The sequence below is a fragment of the Pseudalkalibacillus hwajinpoensis genome (genome assembly GCF_015234585.1).
GTDB lineage: Bacteria > Bacillota > Bacilli > Bacillales > Guptibacillaceae > Guptibacillus > Guptibacillus hwajinpoensis_B.
In genome coordinates this window covers 86,763-111,631 of record NZ_JADFCM010000010.1, presented here as the reverse complement: position 1 = coordinate 111,631, position 24,869 = coordinate 86,763, and the positions used below count along the sequence as shown (strand labels likewise).

Below are 24,869 nucleotides of genomic sequence, written 5' to 3'. Positions count from 1 at the left end.
GGGCTTAGTGATCCGGTGGTTCCGCATGGAAGGGCCATCGCTCAACGGATAAAAGCTACCCTGGGGATAACAGGCTTATCTCCCCCAAGAGTCCACATCGACGGGGAGGTTTGGCACCTCGATGTCGGCTCATCGCATCCTGGGGCTGAAGTAGGTCCCAAGGGTTGGGCTGTTCGCCCATTAAAGCGGTACGCGAGCTGGGTTCAGAACGTCGTGAGACAGTTCGGTCCCTATCCGTCGCGGGCGCAGGAAATTTGAGAGGAGCTGTCCTTAGTACGAGAGGACCGGGATGGACACACCGCTGGTGTACCAGTTGTTCCGCCAGGAGCATAGCTGGGTAGCTACGTGTGGAAGGGATAAGTGCTGAAAGCATCTAAGCATGAAGCCCCCCTCGAGATGAGATTTCCCACAGCATTAAGCTGGTAAGATCCCTTAGAGATGATGAGGTAGATAGGTTCGGGGTGGAAGCGTGGCAACACGTGGAGCTGACGAATACTAATCGATCGAGGGCTTAACCGATTAAATTGGAAAACGTTGCGAGTGCTATCTAGTTTTCAAGGAATGAAAATTTTTCTTGATCTTTACAAAGAAATATAGTAAGATATATCTTGTCCTTGGTTAAACACTTTCTAGTGGAACAACCTTTGATTAGTCTGGTAATGATGGCGAAGAGGTCACACCCGTTCCCATGCCGAACACGGAAGTTAAGCTCTTCAGCGCCGATGGTAGTTGGGGGATCTCCCCCTGCAAGAGTAGGACGTTGCCAGGCTGACCAATATTCCACAGTAGCTCAGTGGTAGAGCAATCGGCTGTTAACCGATCGGTCGTAGGTTCGAATCCTACCTGTGGAGCCATTATGCTTCCATAGCTCAGCAGGTAGAGCACTTCCATGGTAAGGAAGGGGTCATCGGTTCGAATCCGGTTGGAAGCTCCAGGACATGGCCCGTTGGTCAAGCGGTTAAGACACCGCCCTTTCACGGCGGTAACACGGGTTCGAATCCCGTACGGGTCACCAATTTAATTTATCTATACTCTGTGGAGGATTAGCTCAGCTGGGAGAGCATCTGCCTTACAAGCAGAGGGTCGGCGGTTCGAGCCCGTCATCCTCCACCATTTTTCTTAATAAATGCTTTACCTTCAGGAGTACTCAGTAGAGTGCACTCTTTTTTATTTGTAAGTACTATATATTTTGCCGGCCTAGCTCAATTGGTAGAGCAACTGATTTGTAATCAGTAGGTTGGGGGTTCAAGTCCTCTGGCCGGCACCATTTTTTCCAGTGGAGGGGTAGCGAAGTGGCTAAACGCGGCGGACTGTAAATCCGCTCCCTCAGGGTTCGGCGGTTCGAATCCGTCCCCCTCCACCAGTAAGAGCCATTAGCTCAGTTGGTAGAGCATCTGACTTTTAATCAGAGGGTCGAAGGTTCGAGTCCTTCATGGCTCACCATATGCGGAAGTAGTTCAGTGGTAGAACATCACCTTGCCAAGGTGGGGGTCGCGGGTTCGAATCCCGTCTTCCGCTCCAAACTTTATATGCGGGTGTAGTTTAGTGGTAAAACCTCAGCCTTCCAAGCTGATGTCGTGGGTTCGATCCCCATCACCCGCTCCAAATGGGGCCTTAGCTCAGCTGGGAGAGCGCCTGCCTTGCACGCAGGAGGTCAGCGGTTCGATCCCGCTAGGCTCCACCATTTTCCTTAAACAATGTTTAGGGTTTTTTTTATGTCATAAAATCATTTTAAGTAGGAAACTTTTCTATTTCTAATGCTCCTTGCAGATGATATATGATTCAGATCCTCCACGGCCACGCTACTGTTCCTTATATTTATCCGTAAAGAACATCAATTTACGTAATTGTATGAATATTTATTCGTATTTTATGTCAGGTTGAGTCATTTACTGGAATATGGGTAGAATAGAGCTAGACTAGGATACGAGGAGGCTACATAATGAATAATAAACTTTCGATTATAGGAGTACCAATGGATCTTGGCCAAATGAGACGCGGGGTAGACATGGGTCCAAGTGCGATCAGATATGCTGGAATTGTAGAACGGTTATCAAATTTGAATTACGATATTGAAGATCTTGGGGATATTGAAATTGGAAGGCCAGAAAAGCGTCCAGAAGAACAGGATCATCAACTTAAAAATTTGAAAGAAGTTGCTGATGCTAGCGAAAAGCTTTCAAATGTTGTAAATGAAGTGATTAATCGAAAGCGTTTTCCACTAGTGTTTGGTGGAGATCATAGTATTGCTATTGGCACTCTTGCCGGTGTAGCACGTAATTATGAGAATTTAGGCGTTATTTGGTACGATGCGCATGGTGATTTAAATAACTCTGAAACTTCACCATCTGGAAATATTCATGGAATGCCACTTGCAGTTAGTCTTGGCATTGGTGATGAGTCTTTAACTAGCATTTCGGGATATTCACCTAAAATTAAACCAGAAAACATTGTGATTATCGGAGCGCGTTCTCTTGATGATGGTGAGCGTAAACTGATTAAAGAAAAAGGTATTAAAGTATATACGATGCATGAAGTTGACCGTATGGGTATGACGCAAGTAATGGAAGAGGCTATCGAGTATGTATCGAAAGACACTGATGGGGTGCATTTAAGTCTTGATCTTGATGGACTTGATCCGCACGATGCTCCTGGAGTAGGTACGCCAGTACTTGGAGGAATTAGCTATCGTGAGAGTCATCTTGCGATGGAAATGCTAGCAGAGTCAAACATTTTAACTTCTGCAGAATTCGTTGAAGTAAATCCTATTTTAGACGAGAAAAATAAAACGGCTACTGTTGCCGTCGCTTTAATGGGATCTTTATTTGGGGAAAAATTAAAATAGACATAAAGGCAGCGACTTTATCTTAAGATAAAGCCGCTGTTTTTTTATTTCGACATTGATCATATTCGTTTAATAGATAGTCCAGATAAGTGCTAATTTCAATTATCTCGGAAGAACTAAGTGGTTTGTTTCTTGCTAATAGATTCATTTTATTGCGGGAAGCCTCAATTTCTTGAAGGAGATGATCTTTCTCGCTTTTTATTTGAAAGCTTATTTTACGATTCAACCTTTCCATGAGCCGAACCACCCTCTCAATAATTTATAGCCTTATACCCTATATATTAAAAGAATAAACTATTTTCACTAGAAAATTATGTATTTTCATTAAAAACAGTAATTCAAACGTGATAGAATAGGGAAAGATAAGAAAATATTTTTTTAGAAAAAGTGAAACTTTGTTTTTCCTGATACGTAACTATAATAGCCGCAGGAATCAGCGGGGGTTGAAAAAATGGATGCAATCGTAAAAAGAATCGTGTTGAAAGTAAGAAAAGGGGACCATAATGCATTTGGGGAGTTAGTAGAGCTCTATAAAGATCGAGTCTTTGCTTTGACATACCGAATGCTTGGTAACAGGCAGGAAGCTGAGGATGTGGCTCAGGAGGCATTCATTCGTGCTTATACGAACATTGATCGCTATCAGATTGATCGGAAATTCTCTACCTGGTTATATCGTATAGCTACGAACTTATCGATTGATCGTATGCGAAAGAAAAAGCCGGATTATTACCTCGATGCTGAAATTTCGGGCACGGAAGGTCTGACAATGTATTCTCAAGTGTCGACAGATGAACCATTACCTGATGATGAAGTTGTATCGTTAGAGGCACAGGATGGGATACATCAAGCTATTCTGAGTTTGCCAGCTAAGTATCGAAGTGCTATAACATTAAAGTATATCCAGGAGTTATCGCTAAAGGAAATCAGTGAAATTCTGGATTTACCAGTAGGAACGGTCAAAACCCGAATACATCGGGGTAGAGAAGCGCTTAGAAAGAAGCTTCGAGAGCAGTAAGAAAGGGGGAGAAGCTATGAAATGCCCTGCAGAAATAGTTGTGATTATGCATGATGTACTTGATGAAGAAGCTACAGATCAACAGCGTAAAGAGCTATTTGATCATCTGAAGACATGTCATGATTGCAAAGAGCATTATGAAGAACTGAAGAAAACGGAATCTTTTCTCCTCAGCTCACCTTCTATGAAGGCACCCGATGGTTTTACATCAAAGGTAATGCAACAGCTACCACAAGAGAAACGCACGGTCTGGATGAAACGATGGATGAAATCTCATCCATTCGTAACAGCTGCGATTTTATTCTTAGTATTAATGGCAGGATCTGTTTACTCATCATGGACGAGTGAGGATCAATTATCTGCGCTCTCTGGTAATTTAAGATTTGACCAGGAGACGAATACGGTTATTGTTCCTGAAGGTGAAGTCATTGAAGGAGATCTAACAGTGAAAAACCGTAATCTTGAAATTGAAGGACAGGTTAAAGGTGATGTTCTTGTGATCAATGGAGAACAGTATATGGCCTCAGCTGGACAGGTAACTGGTGAAATAGAAGAGGTGGATCATATTCTTGACTGGACGTGGTTTCAGTTGAAACACCTTTTTCAAGATATAGGTAGTGTATTTACAAATGATGAGCAGAAATAAACCGTCCAATAGGGCGGTTTATTTTTGTGTATCATTGCTGTAATTAAAAATGATTTTTTTCCCCCAACTCAACATCTGATCACAGAGTAACTAATTATATGAAACTTCATAATAAAAGAGATGTGCTTTTTTTGAAGTTGTCAAAAATATGATATAATTAAAAAGTTACAAATGTATTTTAGCAATGCACTAGAAGTGAACTTCAGGCTAAATACAATACGTTTGGAGGAAGAGCCGTGCTGCCTGTTGGAAATGTAAATGTACTTGATTACATAACTGAGATTATTGATATTTTGCTCGTTACGTATGTGATATATAAAATTATTATGCTTATTCGCGGCACGAAGGCTGTTCAGTTACTTAAGGGAATTACGGTCATTATTGCCGCATGGTTCTTAAGTAGTTTTTTCGAACTGAACACGCTACATTGGATTCTAGAGCGGGTCGTTCTTTATGGACTGCTTGCCATCATTATTATTTTTCAACCTGAGCTTCGAAGAGCACTTGAGCAGTTAGGACGCGGTCGATTGTTTGCTCGCTCCGCTGTTGAAGAGGAAGAGACGAATAAAATGGTGGAAGCCATTATTAAGTCTTCATCCTATATGGGTAAGAGAAGAATTGGCGCATTAATATCCATTGAGCGGGAAACAGGTCTCAATGACTATGTAGAGACCGGTATTCCCATGAATGCAAAATTAACTTCTGAACTTTTAATTAATGTGTTCATTCCGAATACTCCGCTTCATGATGGAGCGGTTATTCTAAAGAAGGATGAAATATTAGCTGCAGCATGTTATTTGCCACTTTCTGAGAGTCCTTTTATTTCGAAGGAACTCGGTACAAGGCACAGAGCTGCTCTTGGAATAAGTGAAGTAACAGATAGCCTAACACTCATTGTATCTGAAGAAACAGGGAGTATTTCCCTGACAAAGAACGGAGAACTTCATCGAAATTTATCTGAAGAGGTATTACGTGATCTTCTGAATGCTGAGCTAAATCCTTCTGTGTCTAAGACTGAGACTTCCAACCGCTTTAGTAATTGGAGGGGGAAAAAGTAATGGACAAATTGTTAACGAGCAACTGGTTTGTCAAAATCATCTCTTTTCTTCTCGCTCTCATGCTTTACACGATTGTTGCGATGCCTGATGGGTCTACTACTGATCCTAATGGATTACTTACTCAACAAACAGAAACAGAACGTTTACCAGATATGGAGCTTGAAGTGCTATACGATGAAGATAGCGTAGTGGTTTCTGATTTACCTGAAACAGTAGATGTCATTGTTGAAGGCCGCACAGATGGTTTAATGCTATCAAAGTTAACGAATAAAGAAGTCTATGTCGATTTGCGAAATCTAACACCAGGTCAACATCTCGTTACCGTAAAACACAGAGATTTTCCTGAAAATGTAGATGTCGCGATTGATCCAGTAAGAGTTTCTGTGACGATTGAAGAGAAAAAATCGAGTACTTTTCAAGCTGGAATCAACTTGTTGAAGGAAGATGAGCTTCCGGAAGGGTATGCGACAGAAGAACCGATCGTTTCACCTAAAACCGTTACAGTTACTGGCGCAAATTCAAAGCTTGAACAAATTGCATTTGTTAGAGGCTATGTAAATGTGAGCGGTGCAAAAGAAGAAGTTAATGAAAGAATAACACTAAATGTGTATGATGCGAATATGGAAGAAATACAGGGGGTATCGATCGATCCTGCCGTAGTTGATGTAAAAGTACCAATTACTGCCCCTTACAAAAAGGTGCCAATTAAACTCGATCAAAAAGGAAAGCTTCCTGACGGTGTTAGTATCTCATCAATTGATCTTGAACCTTCGGAGGTTTCTGTCTTTGGTCCTGAAGAGGAACTTGGCAAACTAGAGTTTCTGGACGGTATTCCACTTGATCTATCAAAAATAACAAAGGATACAACGGTTGAGCTTGATGTACCAGTTCCGGATGGAATGAAAAAAGTAGATCCAGAAACGGTTGAAGCAAAAATTAAAGTTGGTAAAGAAGATGAAAAAGCATTTGAAGATGTACCAATTAAAGTAACTGGAGTATCTGATGGGTTAACAGCAAATATTTCAGAACCTGAAACGGGATCTACGGATATGAAGATTTATGGTGTATCTAGCGTGCTTGAAAATATTCAGAATGATGATTTTCAGGCTTATATTGATGCAAGTGGTCTTTCCGAGGGAGAACATGAACTAGAATTACAATGGAACGGACCGTCTTATGTACGCTGGTCTGGTTCATCCAAGAAGGTAACGCTGCAAATAGAGAATAGTCCTTCTTAATAGTGGGAACTGCGCGATAATAAAGGAGAGAGTATAACGATGGGTAAATATTTTGGTACTGACGGTGTAAGAGGGATAGCTAATACAGAGCTTACCCCAGAACTTGCATTTAAACTGGGCCGTCTCGGTGGTTATGTCTTAACGAAAGAGACCGAGAAACCTAAGATTTTAATCGGACGCGATACGCGTATTTCTGGATATATGCTTGAAGGGGCGCTAGTTGCCGGTCTTCTTTCTATTGGGGCTGAAGTAATGCGTCTTGGTGTCATTTCTACGCCAGGAGTTGCTCATTTAACGAAGGCACTAAGTGCTCAAGCGGGAGTAATGATTTCTGCTTCCCACAATCCAGTTGGGGATAACGGAATTAAGTTTTTTGGCCCGGACGGCTTTAAGCTTTTAGATGTTCAAGAAGAAGAAATTGAAGCGCTTATTGATAGTGATGAGGATCTTGTACCACGTCCTACAGGTGCTGATCTAGGTATCGTTAGTGATTACTTCGAAGGTTGTCAGAAGTACCTTCAGTATTTGAAACAAACAATTGATGAAGATTTCTCTGGACTTCACATTGCGCTCGACTGTGCACATGGTGCAACGTCTTCGCTTGCAGCTCATTTATTCGCTGATCTTGAAGCTGATATTTCCACTATAGGTACAAATCCTACTGGAACAAATATTAACGACGGTGTCGGATCGACGCATCCAGAAACACTGGCTGAATTTGTGAAAGAAAAGAATGCCAACGTAGGCTTTGCATTTGATGGAGATGGAGACCGCCTTATCGCCGTTGACGAAAATGGAGATATTGTAGATGGCGATCAGATTATGTTTATCTGCGCTAAATTCATGAAAGATCAAAAGCGTTTACGTCATGATACGGTCGTTTCAACTGTTATGAGCAATCTTGGATTCCATAAAGGGATGGAAGAGTCAGGTGTCACATCGCTTCAAACTAAGGTAGGCGATCGTTATGTGATGGAAGAAATGCGTAAAGAAGGTTACAACCTTGGCGGAGAGCAGTCTGGACATATTATTTTCCTTGATCATATTACGACAGGTGATGGTATGCTATCAGCACTTCAGCTTGCTAACATTATGCAAGTGACAAACAAACCGTTGTCAGAGCTTGCTGGAGAAATGAAGAAATACCCTCAATCTCTTGTGAATGTAAAGGTGACAGATAAAAACAAGGTAGATTCAAACGAGCGAATTCAAGAAACGATTCAGCAAGTAGAAAGCGACATGAACGGAGAAGGGCGTATTCTTGTTCGTCCATCTGGAACGGAGCCTCTTGTTCGCGTTATGGCTGAAGCCCCTACAAAAGATCTATGTGATGAGTACGTCGATCGCGTTGTATCTATGGTGAAAGAAGAACTTGGAGCATAATCGACAAAAATGAAAAGTTTGTACGAAAGGTATGCATGGGAAGCACGGAAAAAGCTACCCATGCATATTTTTATATATAGGGGAATTTTCACAAGTGATTTTCTCATTAAAATGAGTCAAAATAGAGCAAATTATAGCGAGAACGATTTGTTCTAGAAAAAAGAATTGACCAGCTTTTTACAATTGATATAATATAGAAGTATGTTTGGTTTTTATTCTAAAAGGGAAAGAGAGGGAAGTTGGGTTACTTTTGATATAAAAGCGCCTGGACTGTTTTCGAACGGTAGAAAACAGTTGACGAGGAAGAGGTTTATCGATCATCGGCGGATACCTCTCGATTGCTCCACCACAATCGAATGGTTTTGTGAAAAACAGAGAGGTGACTTTCTGAACAAAAGCAAAACTATGGTGACAAAAAAGCTATTAATCGGAAAAGAAGGGGCAGGTCTGCCCCGTTGTATGCCTGCTCCTTCAATTGAAGGAGGACTTTTACATGTGCGGTATTGTTGGATATATTGGAAATCAGGATGCTAAAGAAATTCTATTACGAGGTCTGGAGAAGCTTGAGTACAGAGGGTACGATTCAGCAGGTATTGCGCTTCTTAATGACGGTGGACTCCACCTTTTTAAAGAAAAAGGTCGTATTGCTGACCTTAGAAAAAAAGTGGATACAAGTGTGGAAGCGACAGCAGGTATTGGACATACACGCTGGGCAACACACGGTGAACCTAGTCAGGTAAATGCTCATCCACATCAGAGCTCAACTGAACGCTTCACGCTTGTTCACAACGGTGTAATTGAAAACTATCAACAAATCAAACGTGACTTCTTATCCGAAGTTAATTTCGTAAGTGCTACAGATACAGAAGTAGTTGTTCAACTTATTGCTACTCTTGTTGAAGATCAAAATATGTCTGTTGAAGATGCTTTCCATCAAACATTGAATGAACTTCACGGTTCATATGCACTTGCACTTATTGACAATCATAATCCAGAAACGCTCTACGTAGCGAAAAATAAGAGTCCGCTTCTAGTTGGAATCGGCGATGATTTCAACGTAGTAGCAAGTGACTCAATGGCTATGCTTCAAGTAACAAGTAAATTCATCGAGCTTATGGATGAAGAAGTAGTGATTGTGAAGCGTGATTCTGTCACAATTAAAGATATGAGTGGAAAAGTAATGGAACGCGAACCATTCACAGCTGAAATCGACGCAAGTGATATAGAAAAGGGAACATACCCTCACTATATGCTTAAAGAAATTGACGAACAGCCGCTTGCGATTCGTAACATTATTACAAAGTACAAAGATGAGAATGATAACATCAAACTTGATAAAGATATTCGTGAAGCAATGAAAGAAACGGATCGTATTTACATCATTGCGTGTGGCACAAGTTACAATGCTGGCCTTGTTGGTAAACAGCTGATCGAGAACATCGCTGAGGTTCCTGTTGAAGTGCACATCGCAAGTGAGTTCTTATACAATATGCCGCTTGTTTCACAGAATCCACTCTTTATCTTTATTTCACAAAGTGGTGAAACGGCAGATAGCCGTGGCGTACTTGTGAACGTGAAGAAAAAAGGATTTAAATCTCTTACGATTACGAATGTTCCAGGATCAACGCTTTCTCGTGAGGCTGACTATACGCTGCACACACATGCAGGCCCTGAAATTGCGGTTGCTTCAACAAAAGCCTACACTGCACAAATGGCTGTACTAACACTACTTGCTGTCGATACTGCTCAGGCAAAAGGCATTAAGCTTGATTTCAACCCAATTCAGGAGCTTGGAATCGTTGCAACAGCGATGGAGTCCATGATTGACCAGAAGGAAATGATCGAAACAGTTGCACGTAACTTCCTTTCAGTTACGCGTAATGCATTCTTTATTGGTCGCGGTGTAGATTACTACGTTTGTCTTGAAGGAGCTCTTAAGCTGAAAGAAATCTCTTACATTCAAGCTGAAGGATTTGCTGGCGGTGAATTGAAGCACGGTACGATTGCTCTAATTGAGAAAGGTACTCCTGTTATTGCTCTTGCTACGCAGAAGCACGTAAATGGAAGCATCCGTTCAAACGTACAAGAAGTCGTTTCTCGTGGGGCATCACCATGCATTATTTCTCTTGCTGGTCTTGAAGAAGAAGGCGACACCATCGTCCTTGATGAAGTACATGAGCATCTTACTCCGCTAGCTTCTGTTGTACCGCTTCAATTACTTGCATACTATGCAGCGCTACACAGAGAATGCGACGTAGATAAGCCAAGAAACCTTGCTAAATCAGTTACGGTAGAATAACCATAGATAGATTAGAACGGCCTTTCCTTACTAGGGAGGGCCGTTTTATTTTTGGTTATCATTGTTAAAAAATGACTCGCCTCTCTTTTTTCGACTACTTAAAAGCATGTCCGAATACAATGATACGAATACGAAGAAGGGTGGAGGCGTATGAGTATCTTTGTAAGCTACATATTGTTAGGACTTTCCCTTTCAGCTCCAATGGGACCGATTAATGCGGCACAGCTGGACAGGGGGATTCGATTTGGTTTTATGAATGCCTGGTTAGTAGGGTTTGGAGCGATGGTAGCGGATGGCGTATTTATGATGCTCATTTACTTTGGACTTGCTCATGTCATTGAGACGCCGTTTATGAAAACATTTCTTTGGCTGTTTGGTTTTTTTGTTTTAACGTATACAGGAATTGAAAATATCGTGAAGGCTGATTCAATTGGACTTAAGCAGACAAGTGGTCGATATGAAACGAACCGCAAATCGTTTCGAACTGGTTTTTTTATCGCAATCTCAAATCCGCTGAACATTTTATTCTGGCTTGGCATTTATGGTTCGATTCTAGCCCAAACATCTAGTATGTTTGGTGCCGCCCAACTGTTTCTTTATAGTACGGGCATTTTTTTAGGTATCACCCTATGGGATCTCACAATGGCGAGTGCATCAGCAGGTGCACGAGCGTGGGTAAATCCATTTATTTTGAAGCGAATATCGATCTTATCCGGTATCACGTTAATCGGATTTGGACTCTATTTCGGTATCCAAGCTGTTAGGTTGTTCCTTGGATAGACTGGCACCTCTTTTTGTCCCTCCTAATAGGATAACGCGTGTAGTGTTAAGGAGGGATTCCGTTTGGAACTATATACGAAATCATGGATTGATGAACATGGAGAAGGAATGGAAGGTTGGAAGCGAACTGCATTTGCTCATTTTGGAGCGATGTTATCAGATCGTGAACAACCTTACCCTTGCATTCCTGGGAAGCAGGGGTTCCATCAAGATAATTTACGATTTGGATTTGCGGAAGATCCTACAACAGACGTAGCAAGTGTACAGTTAGCTACATTGTTGAAACAGTACGGGGAAGTAGCGAGGGAAACGGGGAAATATGCCTCTCTTGTTGTTTTTTTTGACTCCACGACGTTACAGAAACAAAAAGCCGAAGTAGATCAATACCAGGAATTATTCTGGTCGCTACTAAACAGTTTACATGAGCTTGATGAGGCGCAGTGGCCAGAACATATCCCTAAAGACCCACATGATCCTAAATGGGAGTTCTGCTTCAATGGAGAACCGTATTTTGCATTCTGTGCGACACCAGCTCACCAAGTTCGAAAGAGTCGTCAATTTCCATCTTTTCTGATTGCTTTTCAACCAAGATGGGTTTTTGATGAAATTAATGCAGAAACAACATTTGGTCAAAAGCTTAAAAAAGCGATCCGGCAACGGTTGGTTTCTTACGATGGGATTCCAGCTCACCCCGCCTTGAAGTGGTACGGTCAACAAGATAATTATGAATGGGAGCAATATTTTCTATCTGATGATGATTCTTCTCTTTCCAAGTGTCCCTTTATGGCGATGAAAAACAAGTGGAAGAGCATTCGCTCTTAACTGTGTTTTCTTTTCATTTTCAGAAAAGTTGCCCCGGCAATGAGAACTAGAAAGCATAAGCTAACTAAAAAACCAGCCCGGCTAATTTTGTCAAATAAAGTTCCTGAAATAGCTGTACCGATCAGGACTACGCCGATTCCTATTTTCAAATGATCTTTAAACGTAGTTTTGGTTAGTTTCCGATATGAAAAAAGAATGAACATCCAATTATAGAGAAGCATTAAACCAGCAGCTGTCGTCAAATACTCAAAGATGTTCTCCGGTAAAAGGAGTGCAACAACAATTGAAAGTAAGACAACTAGAGTCGTGAGACCAAAAGCAGGGAGAGGAATCTTCCTGCTTTTCTTTGCAAAGAGGGCCGGTGCATCATTTTCTTCAGCAAGTGTTACAAGCATAGTCGTTACGGCATATAGGGAAGCGACCATTGTGGAGAAACCGGCAATAATGAGGATCGCATTAAATACATGTGGGATCCAGGGTAGATGAAACTGAGTTAAAGCTGTTAAAAATGGGCTTTCATTCGGATCAATGCTTTTGATAGGAATGAGTTTTAACACGACGAAGAAAGACATCACGTAAAGGATCGTTAAGACTAACAGCATGATCTTGCCAGCTTTCGGGGCGTTTTTGGGATCTTCAAGTTCATTCGCCATCAGTCCCATCACTTCAATTCCACCAAATGCATAGAACGCATAAACAAGGGCAACCCAGAGACCCATTGCGCTACCTGTGAGAAAGTCTTTTGACGTGATTTCAATTCCAGCGTTACCTTTTTGTGGTTCAAGCCATCCAAGTAAGGCGGCGATTCCGATAGCGAGAAACATCACAATGGCAGCAATCTTCATTACCCCAAATACGTTCTCCATTTTTTCTACGAGTTGAACACCGATAAGAATAACGATAAGGCCAAGTGAAGCGAATACAGATGCCGAGAGCCATAAAGGGGCATTCGGAAACCAGAACTGTGCAAATAGCGCGAGGGCTGTAAGTTGACTACCCATAATAAGCATTTCAGATGACCAGTATACCCAGCCGTTACTAAAGCCGGCCCATTGGCCAAAAGCTTGTTTTGCATAAGTGCGAAAAGACCCTTTTTCTGGATGTTCAGCAGTTAATTTCGCAAGTGCTTCATAAACAATCCATGTGCCGATCGCGGCCAGAAAATAAGCCAATAAAACGAGATAGCCTGCTTTTTCGATCGTGATACTAGAACCAAGGAAATACCCGGTCCCGATAATACACCCTACCCCTATAAACGACATTTGCCACCAGGTTAATTTCTTTTCGTGATTTGTCGATTTACTCATTATTGCATCCCCCTCTTATCTTCTTTAGTTTGAGAATCACTGGCAGTGTTTATGTGTGTTTCTTGAATTGGAGAATCTTTTCTTCGGATGAGGAGAAAGTAAGGAGACTATGTATGATAAAGGAGTTTGGTTGAATGAACATCCATCCGAATTGTTGGAATGAATATGGAGAATTAAAAACGGTTGTCGTTTGTTCTCCTTCACACTTAGATGTACCAGATCAGCAAACTGCTACAGATGTGCAGTGGGAAAAAGCAGTGAAACAAAAGAAGGCGCAAGAAAATCATGAAGAAATGATTCGCGCAATGGAGGATGCTGGCGTTCATGTTATTGATTATTCCGTTCATTTATTACGAGAAGAGCTTTTGTTAAATGAAAAATTAATCAATCGTATTTTTGTTCGTGATCTTGCTTGTGTATTTGGCAATACGATTCTTCCGGGAGCAGCAGGAACCTCCATGAGGCGACCTGAATATTTTCAAAGCCATAGGCTATTTCAACAGTGGTTTGATGAGCGGACGTTTCAAATGCAATCAAATAATCAGTTAAAGGCATTGGAATATGGCGATGTCATGATACTTAATAAGGATGCTGTTTTTATTAATTCTGGAATTCGGACAAGCATTGAAAGTATAGAAGCACTGCAAGGGAGTATTTTTAAAGCGGGGTTCCAGGAAATCGGTGTTATTGATCTACCACGACGTCCAGATACGATGCATCTTGATATGAATTGTAATGTAGCGGGAGAGAGTATATTTGTAGCGAAAAGCTATATGAGCTATCTTCCTGTACAGGTTGTAACGGAAAATGATTTTCGATATGAGATGACGGGTGACTTTTTAAGGCGACATGGATATGAAGTGGAATGGACATCGGAGATCAAACATACTGTGGCAGATATTAATTTCTTGAATTTAAATCCTGAGACGCTATTGATTAGTACGAAAGCAAATAAATCTATTCTTAAGAATCATCCCATCCTTCGTAAAAAGAAGCTTATAGAGGTAGAGGTAGATGAATTAGAAAACGGTGGTGGAGGAATCCGATGTATGACATTACCACTTGAGCGGGGATAAGAGAAAGTGGCTTGAAGGCCAATCCAATATATATTTCATAAAGAATCCTGCAAATTTGTGGGATTCTTTTACATGTGTTTTGGTTGACTATTATACCTAAGGGGGGTATATTGATGGTAAGCTAAATTAGAGGAGATGATCGAATTGACAGATGAACTAAACATCCCTTTACAGCCGGATAAAAAGCCAACTGAACCGAGAACGGATGAAGAGAAACAGCAGCTGCAGAACCGATTGAAGCGAATCGAAGGCCAAATACGCGGGATTCAGAAAATGGTTGGAGATGATCGCTATTGCGTGGATATTCTTATTCAGCTGTCTGCCATTCAGGCTGCCTTAAAAAAGGTCGGCTATACGTTGCTTGAACGTCATACAAAAACGTGTGTTGCTAGTTCCATACAAGAAGGTAATGGAGATGAGCAAATAGAGGAATTAATGAAAGTGATTCAGCAGTTCTCTAAATAAAGAGGTGAGTCAGATGGATTCGAAGAAACAACTCTCTCTTGATGTGACGGGGATGACATGTGCTTCTTGCTCATCAAGAATCGAGAAGGTATTAAATAAAATGGATGGTGTCGAGGCAAACGTCAATTTAACGATGGAAAAAGCAACGATCTTGTACGATTACGATAAAGTGAAGACAGAAGATATCGTAGGGAAAATTGAAAAACTAGGCTATGGGGTTCGGAAAGAAAAAGTGGAACTTGATATTCACGGAATGACCTGTGCAGCTTGCTCCACAAGAATCGAAAAAGGCTTAAACCGTACGAGGGGTGTTGAGCTTGCTTCTGTTAACTTGACAACAGAGTCTGGCGTTGTCGAATACCAGCCGGGAGAAGTGACGTTAGATGACATTCTCCAGAAGGTGAAAAAACTTGGTTATGAAGCGGTGATTAAAGAGAATCGTGAAAATCAAAAAAGCCATAAAAATGATGAAATTAAGAAGAAGAAACGTCGATTATTGATTTCAGCTCTTTTTTCCCTTCCACTTCTGTTAACGATGCTTGCCCATATACCAGGTGAGTCGGCTATTCCTGTTCCTCATCTTCTTATGGAACCATGGTTTCAGTTTCTTTTAGCAACACCTGTTCAATTTGTGATAGGTGCTCCATTTTACACTGGAGCTTATCGTGCCTTAGTGAATAAAAGCGCAAATATGGACGTTCTTGTTGCGCTTGGGACTTCAGCCGCTTATTTTTATAGTGTTATTGAAGGGATCAGAAGTTATTTGACAGATGGATACAATCCGTCGCTTTATTTCGAAACAAGCGCCATTCTGATCACGCTCATCTTGGTAGGGAAGTTATTTGAAGATCTTGCGAAAGGGAGAACAACTCAGGCGATTACCAAATTACTTAACCTTCAAGCAAAAGAAGCGAGTGTTATTCGAGAAGGCGTTGAAGTGAAAGTACCTGTCGATCAGGTTCAGGTTAGCGATAGAATCGTCGTTCGCCCGGGTGAAAAAATACCAGTAGACGGTATTGTCGAGAAGGGCAATTCTTCCGTAGATGAGTCCATGATTACAGGTGAATCCATTCCCATTGAGAAAGAAGTAGGGGCGAGTGTGATTGGCTCTACGATTAATGAAAATGGGACGTTAACAATGCGTGCTGAAAAAGTAGGGAAAGATACCGCTCTTGCTGGAATCATCAAAATCGTTGAAGAAGCGCAGGGCTCAAAGGCACCGATTCAGCGTTTAGCAGATGTGATTTCAGGCATATTTGTACCTATTGTGGTAGCGATCGCAGCGATTACGTTTCTAGTTTGGTATTTCCTTGTTGATCCCTACAATTTGCCACAGGCGCTTGAAGCGGGAATTGCGGTGCTCGTTATCGCATGTCCTTGTGCACTAGGATTAGCTACACCAACTTCTATCATGGTAGGGACTGGGAAAGGTGCTGAGCAAGGGATTCTGTTTAAAGGTGGCGAATTTCTAGAAGTCACTCATAAAATTGATGCGATCTTACTTGATAAAACAGGTACGATCACGAAGGGAAAACCAGAAGTAACTGATTTTGTTGCTTTCAAAAACGATGAAACAACAGTGTTAGAACACTTGGTTGCCGCTGAGAAAGCTTCTGAACATCCTCTAGCCAGGTCCATTGTGCAGCATGGTGCGAACCACAATGTCACTGTTGCTGAAGCAGAGCAGTTTCAAGCCATACCAGGTCACGGTATTGTTGCTACTGTCAAAGGAAAGCAGGTTCTTGTTGGGACACGAAAACTCATGGACCGAGAACAGATTTCTTATTCCGAGCATGAAGAACAAATGGCCATGTATGAAATGGACGGAAAGACAGCAATGTTTATTGCATTCGATGGTCGCATGCAGGGAATTATCGCCGTTGCAGATACAGTGAAGGAAACGTCGAAAAGAGCCATTGAGGAAATGCGGTCGCTCGGAATCGATGTGTATATGATTACAGGTGACAATAAAAGGACAGCTGAAGCTATCGGTCAGCAAGTGAACTTAAATGGTGTGTTTGCTGAAGTGCTTCCTGAGGAAAAGGCTACTAAGGTGAAGGAATTACAGGCACAAGGAAAACGAGTGGCGATGGTAGGGGATGGCATTAACGATGCGCCAGCTCTTGCAACAGCCGATATAGGAATGGCAATTGGAACCGGAACAGATGTCGCCATTGAGACAGCAGACGTTACACTTGTTGGTGGCGATCTTGAAAATATTGCAAAGGCGATTCATTTAAGCCGTAAAACGATGCGGAATATTCGCCAGAATCTATTCTGGGCGTTATTCTATAATTCAATTGGGATTCCAATTGCTGCAATTGGTTTACTAGCACCTTGGGTTGCGGGGGCTGCTATGGCCTTTAGCTCTGTATCAGTCGTAACCAATTCCCTTCGTTTGAAGCGAGTGAAACTATAATTCATTGAGAGGAGAATCACGATGGAACAAACAACATTAAAAATTGAAGGAATGACATGTGATCATTGTAAAGCAGCAGTAACAACTGCTTTACAGGAACTTGAAGGAGTTTCAGAAGTAAATGTGAACGTAGAAGAAGGAACGGCAAAAGTTTCTTATAATGCTTCTAGCGTTAGCGTTTCGGAAATGAATGAAGCGGTAGAAGAACAAGGATATGACATTGTCTAAATAAAAAGCCGAAGAAGGGAGTGAATCCTTTCTTCGGCTTTTTAAATTCATAACTTTCGTTTCTTGATAATAAAATTCGCTAATAGGACAAGTGGAAGAATAAGATTATCTTTGAATTAATTTGAGGAGGGGAAGACGCCCATGAACACTTCACTGTTCACAAGTTTATTTATGATAGGCTTCGGGGGACTTTTGATAGGAGCTACTGCAGGGAAGGTGGCATTTACCTATTATCAACATCGTTTGGAAGCTCTTTATCTGATTTGTGGTGGTATGCTCATCGGCGTGATTTCCTTTGAACTGATACCAGAAAGCGTTCGTTCGTATTCGTTTTGGGCACTACTAGCAGGTGCGTCGCTTTCTGTTCTTTTATTTATTTGGACAGAGCAAGTGGTTCACAGAAAGTTTCAAGATAAGAGTTACCTTCCAGTGTTTGCTTTCGTTCTTGCTGTCATCTCGCACAACATCCCAGTCGGGATCGCTCTTGGAATGACGTCAGTTAGTAACGGAATTGGCATGTCATTGCTGCTAGCCTTATTTATCCATCACTTACCAGAGGGAGTGGCGTTGTATATACTCACTAGAATGAACGGATTCCATCGGTTGTTTGTGATTTTAGCAGCAAGCTCTGTAACCATTATATTAACGCTATCAGCCTGGTTCGGGGTGGTTTCTTATCAATCGAATCTACTAAATGGTCTCTTTATGGGCGTAGCAATTGGATCTTTATCGTATGTAGCTGTTCACGAAATGATCGGTCATGTTGTCGGAAGAGTTTTAAATCAGGAGTTGTACTTATATACAAGTCTGGGAATACTTTTACTGGCGATTTATCTTGAGGTAACTCATAAGCTTTTTTGACAACATATATAAGATTCAGTAAAATTGTACATAGACTAATATGAACACATGCTCATATATTGAATAAAATAGAAAAATCACATAAGAAAGGAGTTCACATCGATGGAAGAATATCGTTTGAAAGGTTTATCCTGTCCGAATTGTGCAGCGGGAATGGAACAACAGATTCAAAAACTTGAATACGGCGATTCCGCTCAAATTCAATATAATTCCGGTAAATTAAAGCTAGATGAGAGAGTGAATCTTGAACAAGTTGAGAAAATCCTTGCTTCAGATCACGCATCATTGATTAAAAACGAGAATGGACATGCCCATGAACATAGTAAGGGTCACAACAACGTGAAGTGGCTCCTTGCTATCTCATCGGCGATTTTCGCTGCTGCTCTTCTTTTAGATGGACTAACAAATATACCTGCTATTCCGTTCTATTTAACTGCCATTATTTTAAGTGGATATCAAACGTTTATTAAAGGTCTACAGAACTTAATGAAACTAACGTTTAACATTGAGACGTTGATGACTATTGCTTTAATAGGAGCGGTATCCATTGGAGAGTGGAAGGAAGGCACGCTTGTTGCGATCCTATTTGGACTGAATGAATATTTAGAAGGCCTAGGTATGGAGAAGGCAAGGAAGTCTATGGAGTCTCTACTAAAAATTGCGCCGAAGGAAGCCCTTCGTATTCGAGAGGGAAGAGAAGAAATCGTTTCGATTCAGGATCTAAAAGTGAAAGACATTGTTTTGGTCAAATCTGGCGCGAAAATTCCATCGGATGGAATCGTCGAATCTGGCTATAGTTCAGTGAACGAAGCGGCTATTACTGGAGAAGCTATGCCGGTTGAAAAAAGTGCTAATGAGTCTGTTTATGGCGGAAGTATTAATAATGAAGGAATTCTTCGTGTGAAAATCACGAAAGCTTATGAGGATTCATCCCTTGCAAAAATATTGCATTTAGTTGAAGAAGCTCAGGAAACAAAGACACCTACGGAATTATTTATTAATCGTTTCTCAAAGTATTACACACCGATTATTATGCTTATATCAGCACTCGTGATGCTTGTTCCGCCTTTATTGTTCGGAGGGGTTTTTAGTGAGTGGTTTTACCAGGGACTTGCAGTGCTTATTGTAGGATGTCCTTGTGCACTTATTCTTTCATCACCTATTGCCAACATATCGGGTATTACTCGAAATGCGCGTAACGGTATTCTCGTAAAAGGATCTGTTTATCTTGAACAGCTAGGAAAAATTGATACGCTCGCTTTTGATAAAACCGGTACGCTTACAAAAGGACTACCTTATGTGGAGAAATATGAAGTTTATGACCAGGAGCATTTCTTATCAGTAGCGGCAGCGGTTGAGAAACATTCTTCACATCCGTTAGCAAAAGCAATCATGACAAAAGTAAATAGCTTTCCTTATCGTGAAATCGAAGCAACAAATACAGAAACGATATCAGGGCAGGGGATCATAGCCGACATTAATGGAAAAAGACATTGGGTAGGAAATGAAAAAAGTGTTCAACATGTAACCATCCCTGAGGATGTGAGAACATCGATTGATGCGATGAAACATGATGGGTTAACGCTTGTCCTTGTAGCCGATGAGAAACATATTCTTGGCATGTTTGGAGTTGCAGATGAAATTAGAGAGGAAAGTGAGTCTGTTATTCGCGCTTTACATCATGCAGGTATTAAGAATACGGTGATGTTAACAGGAGATCATGAGAAAACGGCTGAGAAAGTGGCAAACCGTGTTGGCGTACGTTCTTATTTCGGCGGTCTCTTACCTGAAGACAAAGTGGCTAAAGTGAAAGAATTAACAACAGAAGGTAAAGTAGCCATGATTGGTGACGGGATTAATGATGCTCCGGCTCTTGCTTCAGCTGACCTTGGAATCGCTATGGGAAAAGGGACAGATAGCGCAATTGAAACAGCCGATGTCGTATTGATGCAGGATCACCTAGGTAAACTACCTGAAGCGATCTCCATTGCTAAACGAGTGAACCGAACAATTCGAGTCAATATTGCTTTAGCTCTTGGCTTAAAACTGATTGCCTTACTTCTTACTATTCCTGGATTATTAACGCTATGGATTGCGATACTGTCTGATATGGGAGCAACGATTCTCGTGACGTTCATTAGTTTAACGATTCTATGGGAACGGAAAACAAAAGAAAAAACACATATTCATAATGAAGCAGAACCACAGCATTCGTAACCCTCTAGATGTCTAGAGGGTTTTTTTATTTATGCTGGCATTCTAGATTATTCATCATAAAAATTAACAGGAAGTATAGCTTTGTTTAATCATGTCAACAAGTGCTATGCCGAATTCGCGTTTGGATTTCGTTGTAACTGACTTTGTCTCCCTTTATCATAGTAAGTAATTAAGACAAACAATACGTGCCGGGGAATATGGGGTCCATTTAAGCGAAATATAAGATCATGTCAACAAGTCTCCTAAAAAAATGAAAACGCTTTAACGGTACGGAAGAAAGGGAGGATATATAATGAGTGAACAGAACACAGCAGAGAAATCTGGATTTAAAGTAAAAGTTCAGCGGTTCGGAAGTTACTTAAGCAGTATGATCATGCCAAATATTGGCGCATTTATTGCTTGGGGATTGATTACTGCTTTATTCATACCAGATGGTTATCTACCAAATGCAAGCCTTGCCGAGTTAGTAGAACCAATGCTTTACTACCTATTGCCACTCTTAATTGGTTACACTGGAGGTAAAATTGTATACGGTGGTCGAGGCGGAGTTGTTGGTGCAACGGCAACCATTGGTGTTATTGTTGGAGCAGACATTCCGATGTTCCTTGGAGCTATGGCTATGGGTCCGCTTGGGGGATATTTAATTAAGAAATTCGACGAAGCGATTCATGGCAAGATTAAATCAGGCTTTGAAATGCTCGTTAACAATTTCTCAGCTGGGATTATTGGCGGGGCATTAACTATTATTGCTTCTCTAGCAATTGGTCCAGTTGTCTTAGGATTAAACAAAGCACTTGCTGCAGGTGTAGAAGCTATTATTGCGGCAGGTCTATTACCATTAGTAAGTATTTTAATTGAACCAGGTAAAGTGCTCTTTTTAAATAATGCGATTAACCACGGGATTTTTAGCCCACTTGGACTTGAACAGGCTGCAAATACTGGTAAATCAATTCTCTTTTTGGTGGAAGCCAATCCAGGGCCAGGTTTAGGGATTCTTCTTGCCTACTCAATTGTTGGTAAGGGAACAGCAAAACAATCAGCTCCAGGAGCTGCACTGATTCATTTTGTAGGTGGAATTCACGAAATTTACTTCCCATACATCTTAATGAAACCAGCACTACTTCTTGCTGCTATTCTTGGGGGAATGAGTGGAGTGTTCACATTCACGCTTTTAAATGCAGGATTGTTAGCACCTACTTCACCAGGAAGTATCGTTTCTCTTATGATTATGACACCGCGTGGCGAGTATCTAAGTGTTATTGCAGGAGTAGTTGCGGCGACGGTAGTTTCTTTCTTAGTCTCTGCTGTAATCCTTAAACGCTCAAAAGATAGCGGAGAAGATATTTCAGAAGCGACTGAAAAAATGGAAGCAATGAAAGGGAAGAAGAGCAGCGTATCTTCTAACCTAAAAACGAATGCAGAAGAGCCAAAAGAAGAAACAACATCTTCTTATGGCAATATAGCCAAAGTAGTCTTTGCATGTGATGCTGGAATGGGATCAAGTGCAATGGGGGCATCCGTACTACGTAATAAATTCAAAAAAGCTGGGTTAACAGACATTGAAGTAACAAATACTTCGATTAGCAATTTACCTAATGATGCAGATCTAGTTGTGACTCATCAAGATTTAACCGATCGTGCAAAGGATAAGCTTCCAGAAGCGAATCACATCTCGGTTAAAAACTTTATGAACAGTCCAAAATATGATGAACTTGTTGCTGAGTTAACTTCCGCAGGTGAAGTGCCAGTGAAAGAAGAAGTAGAGCAAGTTGAGAAGAAAGATATTAATAAAGTAGTGTTTGCATGTGATGCTGGAATGGGATCAAGTGCAATGGGCGCATCAGTCCTTCGCAATAAGTTCAAGAAAGCTGGACTTCAAGACATTGATGTGACAAATACGGCTATTAGTAACTTACCAGATGATGCCGACTTAATCGTAACGCACCAGGACTTAACAGATCGAGCAAAAGCAAAACGTCCTGATGCTGAGCATATCTCAGTGGCAAACTTTATGAATAGCCCGAAATACGAAGAGCTTGTTGATAGACTTAAAAAGTAGGTATAGCCAGAATTCGAGGTGAACCATGTGTTTATTTCAGCAAGGGAACGAACAATTCTTCAACTTCTATTAGAAAGTAATGACTATTATACGGTCAAAGGAATCGCTCAAGAACTTGAGGTAAGCGAACGAACGGTTCACCGTGATTTAGTAGGCGTAGAGGATATTCTCACTCAGTATGATTTAACCTTAAACAAGAAAGCTGGAGTAGGGGTTCGAATTGATGGTGAAGAATCCAACCGAAATGAGTTGAAAAGCTATCTAGTTGATCTAACCATTACGGAATACACGCAACAAGAAAGGGAGACGCTGATTCTATGTAAGCTATTGGAATCAGCTGATCCTATTAAGTTAATTGGTCTAGCGAATGACTTGAGAGTGACAGTTGCTACTGTCAGTCATGATTTAGACAAAGCGGAAGAATGGCTTGAAAGGATGCAGCTTTCATTAATACGAAGGCGGGGATATGGCGTGCAGGTTGAAGGGACTGAAGCCCTGAAAAGGCACGCCATGAGTTCCTTGCTTGCTTCTGAGTTTAATGATTCAGACTTTTTTACGTTGTTAAAGAAGTCTATTCAAAAGAAATCTCAAGGCAATGTTCTCGAATCTGCTTCCGAACGATTGCTAGGGTTAGTTGATCGAGATAAGCTTTTGAAAGTTGAAACAATCGTTGATGATGTAAATAATGAGTTACCTTATATGATCGCGGATAGCGCATATATTGGTTTAATTGTGCATTTGACTCTGGCTGTGGAGCGTATTCAAAAGGGTGAAAAGATCGAGATTGATGAAGAGTATTTAAGCACGCTAAGGAATACGAAAGAGTTTGGTTTTGCTAGAATAATCGCTACAAAACTTGAAGAATCGTTTAGTGTTTTAATACCTGAAGCTGAGATCGGTTATATCACCATGCATTTACGCGGAGCCAAATTAAGAAACACTGGAGACTACTATTTAGAAGAAACAAATTATCCGATTCTTGTTAAAACCAAGAAGTTAATCCGCTATGTAGATAAGCGTCTCAATGCGGATTTAGAAACGAATGAATCACTTCTAGAGGGTTTAGTGACACACCTCGGTCCTGCTACGCATCGTGTTAGGCAGAACATGAATATTCATAATCCTTTGCTTACAAAAATCAAAGCAGATTATGCTGACTTATTCCAACTGCTTGAAGATGCGCTAAAAGATACTTTTCCGGGGGTATCCATTCCTGATGAAGAAGTTGGTTTTCTCGTCCTTCACTTTGGTTCAGCCCTTGAAGGTCGCTTTAAACATAACGAAGTGAATATTCTTGCCGTATGCTCAAGTGGTATCGGGACATCCAAAATGCTGGCGACTCGATTGAAACAGGAGTTACCAGAAATCCAAACCATCAAAAGCGCTTCATTATTTGAACTGCAAGATGAAGATCCAGAGAATTATGATCTGATTGTTTCTACGATCCCTCTCCCTGAATATGAAGGAGAGTATATAAAGGTCAATCCTTTTTTAACGGAGGAAGAGGCAACACGAATTCGCTCGACTCTTCAAAAGAAGTCGATGATGAAAAGAAGAAGCACGGTCGAGAAGCCAAAGACGGATAAGGAATCCTTGTTTTTTTCAAATGATGAAGCGAGTACCTGGTTTCGTAAAGCAGAATTATATACCAAGACTGCAGCTTCAGTAGTGGAATTATTTCGAGTAAATCAATCTGAACACAAAGAGGTGGAGAAGCTTTTAGCAGAAGAGTGTATGCGTCTAGAAACACTTGATGCTATCAGCCATTCATTAGAGGTTAAAGAGGCGCTTCTGAAGCGTGAAACCATTAGTGGAGTGGGTATTCCTGAGACTTCACTTGCATTGTTTCATACGCGGACACCTGAAGTTAAGAAGCCTGTGTTTACAATTGTTCGATTAATGGAACCTATTCAGAGAAAGGCAATGGATGGTTCATTCATTGAAATGGACACCGTTCTTTTACAACTGGCACCAGAGGATTCGTCGATTGAAAGCATTGAGATCATGAGCTACATTAGTTCTCTTATCATTGAATCAAATGAAAGTATCGCGCTTTTTTCGGGGAGCAATCAAGAATCAATTGGGTTGTATCTTGCAAACAAAATGAAAAGTCATGTAGAAAAACAATTAGGATTTAAAGGAGAAGATTAA

General features: G+C 41.0%; 19 protein-coding genes, 10 tRNA genes and 2 rRNA genes. 29 read left to right on the top strand and 2 right to left on the bottom strand.

From position 1 onward, the window contains the following. The 13 genes from IQ283_RS23480 to rocF all read left to right on the top strand — a co-directional run. Positions 1-519: ribosomal RNA gene (locus IQ283_RS23480) — 23S ribosomal RNA — on the top strand; the annotation flags it as partial. Between the two features lie 133 nt (positions 520-652). Next, positions 653-769 (top strand): 5S ribosomal RNA (rrf, locus tag IQ283_RS23475). Positions 770-779: 10 nt separating this feature from the next. Beyond that, positions 780-854, top strand: a tRNA-Asn gene (locus IQ283_RS23470). 4 nt (positions 855-858) lie between these two features. After that, positions 859-934: transfer RNA gene (locus tag IQ283_RS23465), tRNA-Thr, on the top strand. A gap of 6 nt (positions 935-940) precedes the next feature. Continuing rightward, positions 941-1,015 (top strand) — tRNA-Glu (locus IQ283_RS23460). A 22-nt stretch (positions 1,016-1,037) separates the two neighbouring features. Next, positions 1,038-1,113, top strand: a tRNA-Val gene (locus IQ283_RS23455). A gap of 78 nt (positions 1,114-1,191) precedes the next feature. Next, positions 1,192-1,267 (top strand) — tRNA-Thr (locus tag IQ283_RS23450). A gap of 11 nt (positions 1,268-1,278) precedes the next feature. After that, a tRNA-Tyr gene (locus IQ283_RS23445) sits at positions 1,279-1,363 on the top strand. 4 nt (positions 1,364-1,367) lie between these two features. Next, a tRNA-Lys gene (locus IQ283_RS23440) sits at positions 1,368-1,443 on the top strand. Positions 1,444-1,446: 3 nt separating this feature from the next. Further along, positions 1,447-1,521: transfer RNA gene (locus IQ283_RS23435), tRNA-Gly, on the top strand. 10 nt (positions 1,522-1,531) lie between these two features. Then, positions 1,532-1,605, top strand: a tRNA-Gly gene (locus IQ283_RS23430). 3 nt (positions 1,606-1,608) lie between these two features. Then, positions 1,609-1,684, top strand: a tRNA-Ala gene (locus IQ283_RS23425). A 258-nt stretch (positions 1,685-1,942) separates the two neighbouring features. Beyond that, positions 1,943-2,845, top strand: coding sequence for an arginase (gene rocF, locus IQ283_RS23420; RefSeq protein ID WP_194222547.1), 903 nt, complete (start codon positions 1,943-1,945; stop codon positions 2,843-2,845). A 22-nt stretch (positions 2,846-2,867) separates the two neighbouring features. Here rocF and IQ283_RS23415 read toward each other — a convergent pair whose 3' ends face one another. Next, entirely contained in the window at positions 2,868-3,080 is a 213-nt protein-coding gene (locus tag IQ283_RS23415; protein ID WP_194222546.1) for an aspartyl-phosphate phosphatase Spo0E family protein, read from the bottom strand. A 216-nt stretch (positions 3,081-3,296) separates the two neighbouring features. Here IQ283_RS23415 and sigW point away from each other — a divergent pair, with 216 nt between their 5' ends. The 8 genes from sigW (at position 3,297) to IQ283_RS23375 (ending at position 12,086) form a co-directional block, all read left to right on the top strand. Continuing rightward, a complete protein-coding gene (gene sigW, locus IQ283_RS23410; RefSeq protein ID WP_194222545.1) occupies positions 3,297-3,860 on the top strand; it encodes an RNA polymerase sigma factor SigW in 564 nt (187 codons plus the stop codon). A 16-nt stretch (positions 3,861-3,876) separates the two neighbouring features. Beyond that, complete coding sequence (locus IQ283_RS23405) at positions 3,877-4,506, top strand: anti-sigma factor family protein (protein ID WP_194222544.1); 630 nt, start codon at positions 3,877-3,879, stop codon at positions 4,504-4,506. A gap of 239 nt (positions 4,507-4,745) precedes the next feature. Further along, the gene (gene cdaA / locus IQ283_RS23400) at positions 4,746-5,564 is read left to right on the top strand and encodes a diadenylate cyclase CdaA (protein ID WP_194222558.1); all 819 of its coding nucleotides are present in this window, start codon (positions 4,746-4,748) and stop codon (positions 5,562-5,564) included. Then, on the top strand, positions 5,564-6,802 hold the full coding sequence (locus tag IQ283_RS23395; RefSeq protein WP_194222543.1) for a CdaR family protein: 1,239 nt from the start codon (positions 5,564-5,566) through the stop codon (positions 6,800-6,802). Before cdaA ends, IQ283_RS23395 begins: the two co-directional genes overlap by 1 nt. 39 nt (positions 6,803-6,841) lie before the next feature. Continuing rightward, the gene (gene glmM / locus IQ283_RS23390) at positions 6,842-8,185 is read left to right on the top strand and encodes a phosphoglucosamine mutase (RefSeq protein WP_194222542.1); all 1,344 of its coding nucleotides are present in this window, start codon (positions 6,842-6,844) and stop codon (positions 8,183-8,185) included. A gap of 493 nt (positions 8,186-8,678) precedes the next feature. Further along, positions 8,679-10,484, top strand: a complete 1,806-nt coding sequence (gene glmS, locus IQ283_RS23385; protein ID WP_194222541.1) for a glutamine--fructose-6-phosphate transaminase (isomerizing) — start codon at positions 8,679-8,681, stop codon at positions 10,482-10,484. A 150-nt stretch (positions 10,485-10,634) separates the two neighbouring features. Next, a complete protein-coding gene (locus tag IQ283_RS23380) occupies positions 10,635-11,264 on the top strand; it encodes a LysE family transporter (protein WP_194222540.1) in 630 nt (209 codons plus the stop codon). A gap of 63 nt (positions 11,265-11,327) precedes the next feature. Further along, the gene (locus tag IQ283_RS23375; RefSeq protein WP_242057456.1) at positions 11,328-12,086 is read left to right on the top strand and encodes a YqcI/YcgG family protein; all 759 of its coding nucleotides are present in this window, start codon (positions 11,328-11,330) and stop codon (positions 12,084-12,086) included. Here the strand turns inward: IQ283_RS23375 and IQ283_RS23370 are convergent. Next, positions 12,083-13,393: an amino acid permease gene (locus IQ283_RS23370; protein WP_194222539.1), complete on the bottom strand. Its 1,311-nt coding sequence runs from the start codon at positions 13,391-13,393 to the stop codon at positions 12,083-12,085. The genes IQ283_RS23375 and IQ283_RS23370 overlap by 4 nt on opposite strands. Positions 13,394-13,527: 134 nt before the next feature. On the opposite strand from IQ283_RS23370, the gene IQ283_RS23365 reads away from it, so the two are divergent. From IQ283_RS23365 to IQ283_RS23330, 8 genes are all read left to right on the top strand, one after another. After that, positions 13,528-14,469 carry an arginine deiminase family protein gene (locus IQ283_RS23365; RefSeq protein WP_194222538.1) on the top strand — a complete coding sequence of 314 codons (942 nt, stop codon included), beginning with the start codon at positions 13,528-13,530 and terminating at the stop codon, positions 14,467-14,469. A 144-nt stretch (positions 14,470-14,613) separates the two neighbouring features. Then, positions 14,614-14,934, top strand: coding sequence for a metal-sensing transcriptional repressor (locus IQ283_RS23360; protein WP_276511855.1), 321 nt, complete (start codon positions 14,614-14,616; stop codon positions 14,932-14,934). Between the two features lie 13 nt (positions 14,935-14,947). Continuing rightward, entirely contained in the window at positions 14,948-17,353 is a 2,406-nt protein-coding gene (locus IQ283_RS23355) for a heavy metal translocating P-type ATPase (protein ID WP_194222536.1), read from the top strand. A gap of 21 nt (positions 17,354-17,374) precedes the next feature. Beyond that, positions 17,375-17,581 carry a copper chaperone CopZ gene (gene copZ / locus IQ283_RS23350; RefSeq protein WP_194222535.1) on the top strand — a complete coding sequence of 69 codons (207 nt, stop codon included), beginning with the start codon at positions 17,375-17,377 and terminating at the stop codon, positions 17,579-17,581. A 141-nt stretch (positions 17,582-17,722) separates the two neighbouring features. Continuing rightward, positions 17,723-18,442, top strand: a complete 720-nt coding sequence (locus IQ283_RS23345) for a ZIP family metal transporter (RefSeq protein ID WP_194222534.1) — start codon at positions 17,723-17,725, stop codon at positions 18,440-18,442. A gap of 102 nt (positions 18,443-18,544) precedes the next feature. Next, complete coding sequence (locus IQ283_RS23340; protein WP_194222533.1) at positions 18,545-20,659, top strand: heavy metal translocating P-type ATPase; 2,115 nt, start codon at positions 18,545-18,547, stop codon at positions 20,657-20,659. Between the two features lie 292 nt (positions 20,660-20,951). Continuing rightward, positions 20,952-22,718, top strand: coding sequence for a PTS mannitol-specific transporter subunit IIBC (locus tag IQ283_RS23335; protein ID WP_194222532.1), 1,767 nt, complete (start codon positions 20,952-20,954; stop codon positions 22,716-22,718). 27 nt (positions 22,719-22,745) lie between these two features. Continuing rightward, entirely contained in the window at positions 22,746-24,869 is a 2,124-nt protein-coding gene (locus IQ283_RS23330) for a BglG family transcription antiterminator (RefSeq protein ID WP_194222531.1), read from the top strand.